This window comes from Anoxybacillus suryakundensis, assembly GCF_001418025.1.
GTDB classification, from domain to species: domain Bacteria; phylum Bacillota; class Bacilli; order Bacillales; family Anoxybacillaceae; genus Anoxybacillus; species Anoxybacillus tengchongensis.
This window is the reverse complement of record NZ_LIOK01000015.1, coordinates 44,936-56,932: the sequence shown is the minus strand read 5'-3', so window position 1 is coordinate 56,932 and position 11,997 is coordinate 44,936. Positions and strand designations below refer to the sequence as shown.

The following is an 11,997-nucleotide window of genomic DNA, read 5'->3' as shown; positions in this document are numbered from 1 at the left end:
AAAAGTTTAGGCACTTTCAATCATAAGGGAGGTAATGAAAATTGGAAATCAGGTGGCTCATTTTTTATGTGATCGAACCCTTCAAAAGTGGCTCAATTTTAAATTATCAAATACATACGTACATGGCTGCAGAAAAGTTAGCGGAGGCAGCTGAACGGATGGGACATGAAATGAAGGTGGAAACTCAAGGTTCCATTGGTGTGGAAAATGAGTTGACACGAGAAGATATTGAACAAGCCGATGGGGTGATTATTGCGGCGGATAAGCAAGTGGATAAAAGTCGCTTTCGAGGGAAACGGGTGTTGGAAGTGTCGGTTACGGATGGCATTCGTCGTCCGGAGGAGTTGATTGCACGCTTTGAGCGAAACGAAGTGCCGGTATATGAAGTGGTAGAGAAGCTGAAGAGTGTAGCGGAAGCGAAAAAAGAGCGAAATGAGAAGCAAAATCCTATATATCGAAATTTGATGAATGGTGTTTCATATATGATTCCGTTTGTTGTGATCGGCGGATTGCTTATTGCGCTTTCGCTTGCGATCGGAGGAGAGCCAACGGCAAAAGGGCTAGTCATTCCCGAAGGTTCGATCTGGAATCGTATTTTAGACGTCGGTGTAGCGAGTTTCACATTTATGGTACCAATTTTGTCAGGTTTCATTGCGGTTAGTATTGCTGACCGGCCAGGGCTTGCGCCAGGGATGGTTGGCGGTTACATTGCGGCGAACGGTAGTTTTTATGGTAGTGATGCAGGAGCTGGATTTATTGGCGGTATCATTGCAGGATTTTTAGCAGGGTATATCGTAAAAGCCATTAAGCGTATTCGTGTTCCACAAATGATTCAGCCGATTATGCCGATTTTAGTCATTCCTATTATATCTTCACTGCTTGTAGCGGCTTCATTCATTTTTGTTATTGGGCAACCGATTGCGGGAATCATGGAAGGATTAACGTCGTGGTTAAACAGTATGCAAGGGGCAAGTAAAGTTGTTTTGGCGATGGTTTTAGGTGCGATGATTGCTTTTGATATGGGAGGACCAGTAAATAAAGTGGCGTTTTTATTCGGTTCAGCGATGATCGCAGAAGGACATGCGAACATTATGGGGGCGATCGCGGTAGCTATCTGCATTCCACCTCTTGGCTTAGGTTTGGCAACGTTATTAGGGAAGGCGAAATATACAGACGAAGAACGTGAGGCAGGCAAAGCAGCGCTTGCGATGGGACTTGTAGGAATTACAGAGGGAGCAATTCCGTTTGCGGCACGTGATCCGTTGCGGGTTATTCCGAGCATTATGATTGGTTCTATGGTTGGGGCAGTCGTTGCGATGTTAAGCAATGTTGCAGATCATGTGCCGCATGGGGGACCGATTGTTGCTGTGTTTCGTGCGGTAGATAATGTGCCGATGTTTTTCATTTCGATTGTTATTGGTATGATCGTGACAGCATTGCTTGTAAATGCAGTGAAAAAGCCGGTAGATGGAGAAAAGTGATAGAGGAAAGGACGGAATCTCTCGCATGAGCATTCCTCCTTTCTTTGTAAATTTTAAGGGATGGTGGTGACAGGATGATTGCTCGGTATAAAAGAATAATAAAAGCGCTATTAGATGCGAATGATTATGTATCTGTCACTTCACTTGCCGACGATTTGCATTGTTCCGAGAAAACCGTCCGTAATGATTTGAAGGTGTTAGATCAATGGTTGAAACGGTATCCGACTTTAACGATCGAACGAAAGCCGAGTGTAGGGGTGTGTCTGAAGGGGGATGATGAAGCAAAAGAGAAGTTGCTTCGAGATCTTTTACATATAAGCGATGAGGAAGAACGGCAACTTCAGTTGTTGAAACGGTTATTAATGACGGGCAAGCCGATTACGATGCAACAGTTGGCAGATGAGCTGTATACGAGCAAGTCTACTATTCATCAAGATTTAGAGCACATTGATCGTTGGTTGCGTCCGTTTCATTTACAACTTGTTCGTAAGCCGAATTTAGGCTTGAGGGTTGAAGGGGAAGAGAAAAATTGGCGTATGGCGTTGGCAAAGTTGGTAGAGGGATTAGTTGACCACGCTTATTATATGTTAAATGAGCAACAGTTGAACATGGTCGCTGATGTATTGCAGCCGTATGAATTAGCTTTTATTGAAAAGGAAGTTCAAGAGATGGAAGCTGTGTTACCGTTTCCGTTAACCGATGAAGCAAAGATTAGTTTAGCCATTCATATTGCTATTGCGGTAAAGCGCATAAAACAAGGATGTCGTATTCAAATGAATGCAACCCAATTGCATGAGTTAAAGAAAAAGAAAGAGTATGAGTTAGCTAAGCAGTTAGCGCAAAAAATCGAGGTATGGTTAGCGATTAAAATTCCTGATGCAGAAGTGGGATATATGGCGTTACATTTATTAGGCGCACGCATTCGTTATGACCAAGTACATATAAAGGACGGGGTTGAGCCATTTTTCCGTGAAATAGATGAGGAAGCGTTGCGATTGGCGCGTTTATTGATCGAGTATATGTCGAATCATATAGATGATCGATTACTCAATGACCAAGAGTTACTATTTGGATTGACAATTCATCTCCATTCTACGTTGAATCGTTTGCGAAATGGATTGGCGATTACAAACCCGATGTTGTGGGAAATTAAACGGATGTATCGCTATGCATTTGAAATGGTGCTCTCTTTTATGGAACAAATGGAGAAAGATATACAGTTAACAATTCCAGAAGATGAAATTGCGTATATTGTTTTGCATATCCAAGCAGCGCTTGAACGCATGCATCATAGAAAACACGGGCGCAAGAAAGTACTTATCGTTTGTACGACGGGATCAGGGACGTCACGTTTTGTAGAGGCAAAATTTGCGGCTGCTTTTCCTGAAGTGGATGTGGTCGGGATTGCTTCCATTTCTCAGTTATATAAAGCGATGGAAGAAAAAAAGCCTGATCTTTTAGTTAGTACGGTGCCGTTGCCATCTCATACAAACGTACCAACGGTCATCGTAAGTCCTTTGCTTCGTGAGCATGAGTTAGAAATGGTTAAAGATCAGCTGTTTCATTTGCGAGTCAAACAAAAAGAAAAACCATCATACAGAACGATTAAAGCGTTAGTGGATGAACAATTGATTTTTCTCGATTTACCATTTAAAACGCGTGAACATGTTATTACTTATTTAGGGGGGCAGCTGTATGAACAAGGATATGTAGATCAGTTGTACAAACAAAGTGCGAATGAGCGAGAAAGTATCTCTTCCACGTATATTGGTAACGAAATGGCCATTCCCCACGGAGAAGTGCGTTTAATTCACCAATCGGCTATTGCGATTGGACGTTTGCAAACGCCCATTGATTGGGGAGGAGAGCGTGTGAGGCTTGTCTTTATGATGGCTAATGGTATACAAGACAAAGAGCGCGTGAAGCAATTATTTCAAGAGTTAGTTGCCCTATCGGAAGATGAAGAGCTGCTGAAGCAGTTGAAACAAGCGAAAACAACGAGTGAATTTTATCAATGTTTATAAAGGAGTCGAGTAGGATGACAGTGACACAATTAATGACGAAGCAATTAGTAAAATTACAGTTAGATGGAACAACGAAAGACGAGATTATGGAAGAAATGATTGGATTGATCGATGGAGCAGGGGGGTTAGTTGATCGAGAACAATATAAACAGGCGTTATATGATCGGGAAAGAGAGGGGAGTACTGGAATTGGATTTGGAATTGCGATTCCTCATGGGAAAAGTGATGCAGTTAAACACCCTTGTTTAGCATTTGGTATGAAGCATGAGGGGGTAGATTGGGATAGTTTAGATGGGGAGAAAGTGAAACTTATTTTTATGATTGCAGTGCCTGAACAATATGCAGGAAATGAGCATTTGAAAATTTTGCAATTGTTAGCGAGAAAGCTGATGGATGAGACGTTTAGGGAACAGATATTAACTGTACGAAAAGTGGAAGATGTTTTACAATTATTTGAGACGTTTCAATCTTAATGGGGGAAGGAGATGAATCATGAACATACCTCTTTTTTTCGCACCTGTGTTTCAAGAACGAATTTGGGGTGGAAATCGTCTTCGTGAGCAGTTTGGATACGATATTCCTTCAGAGCAAACGGGGGAATGTTGGGCAATTTCTGCACATCCGAACGGGCAGACGACTGTCATAAACGAACCATTTCGAGGTAAGACGTTAGGTGAGTTATGGGACGATCATCCAGAGTTATTTGGTCATTTTCCATCGGATCGTTTCCCATTATTGACGAAAATTTTAGATGCGAATGCTGATTTATCGGTGCAAGTGCATCCAGACGATGAATATGCTCGTACATATGAACATGGAGAATTAGGAAAAACAGAGTGCTGGTATATCATTGACTGTAAAGAAGGAGCAGAGTTAATATACGGGCACCATGCCAAAACAAAAGAAGAGTTACAACAAATGATGGAAGAAGGCCGGTGGCATGACTTGCTTCGGAAAGTGCCGATTCGTCCTGGGGACTTTTTTTACGTCCCAAGTGGTACGGTACATGCGCTTTGCGAAGGAACGCTCGTACTCGAAACACAGCAAAGCTCGGATACGACGTATCGGATGTATGATTACGATCGTGTAGATGAGCATGGAAACAAACGGGAATTACATTTAGCAAAAGCGCTCGATGTTATTACCGTTCCACATGTCGATATGTATTATGAACCACATGTGATCCAAACAACAGGGGCAAAAATTACAACATTTGTTCAAAACGAGTATTTTACCGTACAAAAATGGGATATTGAGCATAAATGGAATATTGAACAAACGGATTATTTTTTATTAGTTAGTGTTCTGGATGGAAAAGGGGAGCTTTGTACAGCACAAGAGACATATCCGTTACAAAAAGGAGACCATTTTCTCATTCCCCATTCGTTCGATCGTTTTACTATACAAGGGAATTTGCAATGTATTGTTTCTTCACCAACATGGGGGAAATAATGTTGATGAAAAGCAAGGTGAAAAGAAATGTATTTAGGGGCGATTGAAGCGGGTGGCACGAAATTTGTTTGTGCTGTTGGTGACAGTGGAGGAAATATACATGAACGTGTCCAGTTCCCAACGACTGCGCCAGAAGAAACGATGCAAAAGGTTATTGACTTTTTCAAGAGCTATTCACTAGACGCGATTGGGATCGGAACATTTGGTCCTGTCGATTTAAATCGGAAAAGCCAAACATATGGCTACATTACAAATACACCGAAACCCCATTGGACCAATTTTAATTTTGTTGGCACGATTCAAAAATATTTTCACGTCCCTATCGGATTTGATACGGATGTAAATGCAGCAGCGTTAGGAGAATTGTTTTGGGGAAGAGCAAAAGGAAAAAACAGTTGCATTTATATGACGGTGGGGACAGGCATTGGTGTTGGGGCGATCGTCGAGGGACGTCTCGTTCACGGATTATTGCATCCGGAGATGGGGCATATTGTTGTACGTCGTCACCCAGATGACACGTTTGTAGGTAGTTGCCCGTTTCATGGCGATTGTTTAGAGGGATTAGCTTCGGGGCCTGCGATCGAAAAGAGATGGGGGAAGCGAGGCGCTGACCTTTCTGAACAAGATGAAGTGTGGGAACTCGAAGCTTTTTATTTAGGGCAAGCGATCGCACAGTACATTTTAGTTTTATCTCCGGAACAGGTGATTATTGGGGGAGGGGTAGCGAAACAATCCACCTTGCTACCTCGTATTCACCGTCACGTTTTAAATCATCTAAACGGATATGTACAACATGAGGTGATTTTAAAACATATTGATCATTACATTACGCTCCCAGGATTAGGAGATAACGCAGGGATATGTGGAGCTTTAGCGCTTGCGAAACAGGCGTTGGGGGATAAATAACAATGTTATTCAAAAGATGTCCTATACAATGGGCATCTTTTTTGAAATATATACTTGATTTGGAGGCATATGTTTTTTGGATAAAATAAACTGAATATTCAATATTTTAAGTTAGTAAAAACCATATTATACAAATAAGTATCATATTTACAAAAAAGTCATTTATCCAGAAGAAATAGAGAGAAGAGTTATCGAAATGATAAATGAGAAAAAATTTTGAAGATCGGATGGTGAAGAAAGTGAAGGCACCTCATTGGACAAGAGAAGAAAATCTTTGCATTTATTACTACCTCGATTGTTTCTCAGAAAAAAGTGATAAAGAAATTGCAGAGCTCATTAAAACGCATGAGCAGTCTAGTACCATTGCTCGTCGTAGTGAGAGTGCCATTTATCAACATGTTGCTCAATTGAGGGATCGTCAAGCAGATTTAAACGTACCAGACCCTGTGCATAATCCTAATCGGGGTTTTAATCATTATTAATTACGAATTGGAATTTGGGACATTGGAGAATTTAGCGATGCAATTTATGCATGTTCGAGATGAATGACAGGGGAACGCTTCTTGTCTCCCAACCATAAGTATTAATTTAGTTAGTAGTTCTGAAACTGACTTTATAAAATGTTCAATTGTAAAATTAACATGCGTTTTTCTTCTAATTGTAGGAACTTACTCACACTACTTCTTCCTCTTAATGAATAATGGTTATAATCAATATGTACCGCTCCATCCTAAAAATCAATAATTTAACAAAACAGACCGATGCTTGTATCCTGTCCACAAGGTGATTGAAACATGTGAAAAAGTCATAACGCCCCTTGAAATACACCAATGTTGATCTGTTTTATCGCATGCTCACAAAAAATGTTTGCCGAGTTGATTTGGAGAGTGAAATGTTTTCTTGAGGAAATGACAAAACATTCCTTGTCTTTTTTCAAGCTGTATGCTACGCTTCACATGAAAATATCCATGAATAAAGGAAGATGCAAATGACACCGAAGCGAAAAAAACGTATATGGATCGGAGCAATTGTCTTATGTCTTGCGTTGGTAGGGACATACGTGTTTTCCGTTTATTACAAACTACAACAAACGATGAATGAAATGCATGAGCCGATTGGGCGAGAGAGGTCAGAGAAACGCCCAGAGGAGCTATCGTTTACAGAAAAACAACCGATCTCGATTTTGCTTATTGGGGTAGATGAACGAAAAAATGATCGCGGTCGGGCAGATTCGTTAATCGTTATGACAGTGAACCCGAAAAAGCAGTCGATAGAAATGGTAAGCATTCCGCGAGATACACGCACATTGATTGTCGGTAAAGGGAAAGAGGATAAAATTAACCACTCGTACGCTTTCGGTGGAGTAGAAATGACGCTTGCGACGGTCGAACAATTTTTAGACATTCCAATTGATTATTACATTAAAGTGAACATGGAAAGCTTTAAAGATATCGTAGATGCCGTTGGCGGTGTAACGGTAAATAATTCTTTTGCATTTGAATATGAAGGAGAGTCGTTTCCGAAAGGAGAAATTACGTTAAATGGGGAAAAAGCATTAAAGTACACTCGTATGCGCTATGATGATCCACGTGGCGATTTTGGCAGACAAGATCGCCAAAAACAAGTCATTGAAGCCATTATTAAAAAAGGAGCTAGCTTCTCTTCGCTTACAAACTATGGTGACATACTTGAAGCGATAGGAAAAAATATAAAAACAAATTTGACATTTGACGACATGAAACAAATTCAAGCGAACTATAAAGAAGCACGACGTCATATCGAGCAGCTACACATACAAGGAAAAGGTCAAAAAATAAACGGGATCTACTATTTGATTGTACCAGAGGAAGAACGTATAGCCATTTCGCAACGGTTGAAGGAGCATTTAGGAATAAAGTAAGGATGTCTCGGGGGACATCCTTTTTCTTTACAACTACACAAAAATGTATGTTTTTCATGTGAATGAACATATGCTTATGGCACATTCCAACTAGCGGTGTATGATCCGGTTGATGAGAAAGGAACAGTATACGTTCGATTAGAAATGCTTTCCCATATCACATTTCCAGCTTGGTCTTTCTTAATAAACTTAAATTCAATTGCTTTTCCTTGTGGAAGCGCTATCGTTGCTTTCCACGTCGGATAGGAAGATGGATTCATTTTAATCGCATTGGCGGTGTTCCAATTGCCTAGCTCTGGAATGTTGCCGACAACGTATACACTTTGGCCACTAGTTGTTGTTGCATTATTAACTGTAAAGGTAACTTGTGATGTTTTAGCCACCCAAATAGAAACGGAGCCGCCGTTTACTTTAAACTCTCCCCAGCCATCAGCGTTAATCGTTACTGTGTCACTTCGATTGCCAGTTAAATCATAAAATACTTTTCCGGCATGTTTTTTGCCGACATACATCCATTTACTGCCACCAGGACCGTCGGTAATTAAAGCCGCAAGCCCCGAATTTGGCTTCGCGTCAATTCCTTCACGTGTCCATCCGATAATATCTTGATGATCAATATAATCACGTTGCGTTCCATATGCGTAGTCCCGACGAGCAATTAAAAGCGGGTCAATTTTACTTTTTAATCCCGAGATATTGTATTTCGGGATTCCGTAATAGTCACCGTAAAATACGCAAGGATATCCTTCTTGTCTCGTTAAAATAAAGGCATAAGCAAGTGGTTTGAACCAAGGTTCGACCCACGATTGTAAAGATTGCCCTGGCTGCGTATCATGGTTATCGACAAGTGTAACAGCTAATGAAGGTTGATCTTTCATTAACGTATTGTTTAATAAATAACGCATGTCAAAATATCCAATTGATTTGGAAGCGATATAAAAATTGTTATGCAAAGGAGCATCAAATAACGACATGGATCCGTTTGTTTTTGTAATATAGTTATGCAACTTATTGACGTCATAGCTCCAAAATTCTCCGACTGCAAACAAATTTTTCTTCGTTTGGTTGCGTACGTATGTTAGCCAGTCAGGGAAAAAGCTATATTTAATATGTTTCACGGCATCTAAACGAAATCCATCGACATTTGTCGTATTCACGTACCATGTTCCCCAGTTTTTCAATTCGGTTACAACTTCAGGGTGATCCATATCTAAATCAGCGAACATTAAATAATCGTAGTTTCCGTTTTCTGTGTCGACCTCCCAATCCCATGCTTTTCCTGTGCCGCGGAATTTGTAAATACGATTTAATTTTCGGCTTTCATCCCAATCTGTACCGTCAAAATGATACCAGCGCCATTTAAAGCTGGAGTATGTGTTCCCACGACTAGGGAAATCAAATTTTGTCCATGCTTGAATTTGATATGTGCCTGACACTTCTTGGTTTCGATTAGAGGCGTTTACTTCAACCGCATCGACAAACTCTGTACCGTCAGCCCCAGCTTTATGGTTAAACACGACATCAGCATATACTTGCATACCAGCGCTTTTTGCCGCTTGAATGGCTTGAATATATTGTGTTTTTGTTCCGTATTTCGTTCGGATCGTTCCTTTTTGATTAAATTCCCCAAGATCATATAAGTCGTACACGCCATATCCAACATCGCTTTGGCTCGTTCCTTTGTATGCAGGTGGTAACCATAACGCAGTAACACCTAAAGAAGAAAGAATGCTTGCTTCATTTTTTACTTTTGTCCAAAGCGTTCCGTCATTCGGTAAATCCCATTCGAAATATTGCATCATTGTTCCGTTAACAGGTGCAGTATTGGCTTGTGCTGTTGAAAAAGGCGTAAGAAAGGAAATAATTAGCGCTGCAATGAGAATGTAATACACCCAAGCTTTTTTCCAATTCGCCATCGTCAAACACCCTTTCTTTTATAAAAAATGACAACATTCATGCAAACGTTTGCATTCTTGTATAAACGCGTTTGAGGTTATTATAATGACAAATGTTAACGCTTACAAATATATTTTTTATTTTCATATGTTTAAACAACGAAGAATGATTCATGATCATTTTATATGGAGAAATGTATAAAGGGCTGCTTTCTTGCCAAGCAGCCCTAAAAAATGCATTTATTTTAATTTGATCGTCGCCAATCGACTATTTACTTCCTCTATGTCAAAGTGTTCTGGATTAAAATCATCTCCGTACCATTCATCATACCACTCGAGAAACTCTTCCCGTTCTTGTTTTCGTGTATCGTTTTGCATGATGTCGATGACATCTTGGTATCCCCAAACGCCGCCAACATCTTCTGGGGGGCACGCTCGTTTTCCTTTGATGCAAATAGGATGTGTCAACGGTTCCATTCTTTTTTCAATCTTTTCTAATGTAATGATATGATCCCAATTGTCTCCAAAGTCATACGTATATAAAACTTTGTCCTTTTCTTCGCTTAAATATGCTTTAATCCGTATTTTTCGAGAATCGAGCATATCTTTCCGAGGGTGTGAAAAATCATCCAGAGGATGTGGTACATCGATGATCGCATCGCCTGTTTCGAATTGATATAAGTGATAGTTTTTCCAACCCATCGCTTCTTGAATAATGAGGTGGAGTTGATCAAATGTAATGTTGCTTGGAACAAGTACACGTCGCCAAATGGGTGGTCGAATGCCTCGTAACGTAATTTTTAATTGATAAACAGTTTCATTTTTTCGCAAGGTGTTTCCTCCTTTCTTTACTATAATGATAGACAAATTTCTATGTTTTTATAAGAGGGATGTTTCCTTTTCTTTCGATAGTTGTATCGTGCAAAAATGCTCACATTTGTGTAAACTGAAAGAAAAAAGCACGGAGGTTGTTATGAACATTGTCGTCGTCGGAACAGGATATGTCGGTTTAGTGACGGGTGTGGCGCTTGCGCATATCGGTCATCGGGTCGTATGTGTGGATGTCGATGAGGCAAAAGTGGAGCGGATGAGACGGGGCGTCTCGCCGATTTATGAACCGGGCATTGAGCCGTTAATGAAAGAAAATATGGAAGCGAATCGTTTGTTTTTTACGACAGATGGTGCGCGTGCGTATCGAGAGGCGGATGTCATTTATATTGCGGTCGGCACACCTGAAAAGGAAGATGGTTCTGCGAATTTGACGTATTTGAAACAAGCAGTCAAAGATATTGCTTCATCGGTGACGAAAGATGTGATCGTCGTGACGAAAAGTACGGTGCCGGTCGGAACGAATCACGAAATAAAGCGCATGTTTGAGCAGCTGGCTCCACATGTGCGCATCGACGTCGTATCCAATCCTGAATTTTTGCGTGAAGGGTCGGCGATTCATGATACGTTTCACGGTGACCGCATCGTCATCGGTGCGGATGATGAGCGAGCAGCGGCCGTTGTGGCGGACATTTATCATCCGTTTGGCATTCCGATTTTTCAAACGGATATTCGCAGCGCAGAAATGATTAAATATGCGTCAAACGCTTTTTTAGCGACGAAAATTAGTTTTATTAACGAAATTGCGAACATATGTGAAAAAGTAGGCGCAGACATTGAACAAGTAGCAGCGGGGATGGGGATGGACGAACGCATCGGTTCCTCGTTTTTACGTGCAGGCATCGGTTACGGGGGCTCTTGTTTTCCGAAAGATACGAAAGCGTTAGCGAAAATTGCGGCAAATATTGATCACGATTTCGAATTGTTGAAGGCGGTTATTGAAGTAAACAATAAACAACAACGCAAATTAATTGAAAAAGCGAAAAAAAGATTTGGGCATTTAGCAGGAAAAAAAATCGCCCTTCTCGGTTTATCGTTTAAGCCAAATACGGATGATATGCGCGAAGCCGCATCGCTTGTTGTTGCACGTGAGCTTGTGGCTGAACAGGCCATCGTTGTTGCTTACGATCCGATTGCGATGAACAAAGCAAAACGTGTGTTACCGAAAGAAGTAATATATGCAAGCCATGTCGAAGAGGCGCTAAAAGATGCCGATGCGGCGATGATTTTAACCGAATGGGATGAGTTTCGCCAACTTGACTTATCTGTATATGTCAAACAAATGAAAACGCCAATTATTTTTGATGGGCGCAATTGTTACGCCCTTGACGATATAAAAAAATATGACATCGAATATGATTCGATCGGGCGAAAGCCGATAAAATAAGGAAAAAGTGATTCTCGATTTTTCCATATATGTTAATATGGTAGTATATTCGACTGAAAGGAGC

Annotated in this window: 10 protein-coding genes; 8 read left to right on the top strand and 2 right to left on the bottom strand. The window is 40.7% G+C overall.

The window, feature by feature from the left end; genetic code table 11:
• Positions 1-41: 41 nt before the first annotated feature.
• The 7 genes from ASC42_RS10515 (at position 42) to tagU (ending at position 7,763) form a co-directional block, all read left to right on the top strand.
• On the top strand, positions 42-1,481 hold the full coding sequence (locus tag ASC42_RS10515) for a PTS fructose transporter subunit IIC (protein WP_280790533.1): 1,440 nt from the start codon (positions 42-44) through the stop codon (positions 1,479-1,481).
• Between the two features lie 74 nt (positions 1,482-1,555).
• Complete coding sequence (locus tag ASC42_RS10510; protein ID WP_055441720.1) at positions 1,556-3,505, top strand: BglG family transcription antiterminator; 1,950 nt, start codon at positions 1,556-1,558, stop codon at positions 3,503-3,505.
• Positions 3,506-3,519: 14 nt separating this feature from the next.
• Complete coding sequence (locus ASC42_RS10505) at positions 3,520-3,978, top strand: PTS sugar transporter subunit IIA (protein WP_055441719.1); 459 nt, start codon at positions 3,520-3,522, stop codon at positions 3,976-3,978.
• A 19-nt stretch (positions 3,979-3,997) separates the two neighbouring features.
• Positions 3,998-4,957 carry a mannose-6-phosphate isomerase, class I gene (manA, locus tag ASC42_RS10500; protein WP_055441718.1) on the top strand — a complete coding sequence of 320 codons (960 nt, stop codon included), beginning with the start codon at positions 3,998-4,000 and terminating at the stop codon, positions 4,955-4,957.
• A 27-nt stretch (positions 4,958-4,984) separates the two neighbouring features.
• Entirely contained in the window at positions 4,985-5,863 is an 879-nt protein-coding gene (locus ASC42_RS10495) for an ROK family protein (RefSeq protein WP_055441717.1), read from the top strand.
• A 239-nt stretch (positions 5,864-6,102) separates the two neighbouring features.
• Positions 6,103-6,345 (top strand): hypothetical protein, encoded by a 243-nt coding sequence (locus tag ASC42_RS10490; RefSeq protein ID WP_141653520.1) that lies wholly within the window; start codon positions 6,103-6,105, stop codon positions 6,343-6,345.
• A gap of 506 nt (positions 6,346-6,851) precedes the next feature.
• Positions 6,852-7,763, top strand: a complete 912-nt coding sequence (tagU, locus tag ASC42_RS10485; RefSeq protein WP_425339076.1) for a polyisoprenyl-teichoic acid--peptidoglycan teichoic acid transferase TagU — start codon at positions 6,852-6,854, stop codon at positions 7,761-7,763.
• Between the two features lie 74 nt (positions 7,764-7,837).
• Here the strand turns inward: tagU and amyS are convergent, their stop codons facing one another.
• Both amyS and ASC42_RS10475 read right to left on the bottom strand, forming a co-directional pair.
• On the bottom strand, positions 7,838-9,679 hold the full coding sequence (gene amyS, locus ASC42_RS10480; protein ID WP_055441714.1) for an alpha-amylase: 1,842 nt from the start codon (positions 9,677-9,679) through the stop codon (positions 7,838-7,840).
• Between the two features lie 219 nt (positions 9,680-9,898).
• The gene (locus tag ASC42_RS10475; protein ID WP_055441713.1) at positions 9,899-10,489 is read right to left on the bottom strand and encodes a plasmid pRiA4b ORF-3 family protein; all 591 of its coding nucleotides are present in this window, start codon (positions 10,487-10,489) and stop codon (positions 9,899-9,901) included.
• 142 nt (positions 10,490-10,631) lie between these two features.
• Between ASC42_RS10475 and ASC42_RS10470 the strand changes: the two genes are divergently transcribed.
• A complete protein-coding gene (locus ASC42_RS10470; RefSeq protein ID WP_055441723.1) occupies positions 10,632-11,933 on the top strand; it encodes a UDP-glucose dehydrogenase family protein in 1,302 nt (433 codons plus the stop codon).
• Positions 11,934-11,997 lie beyond the last annotated feature (64 nt).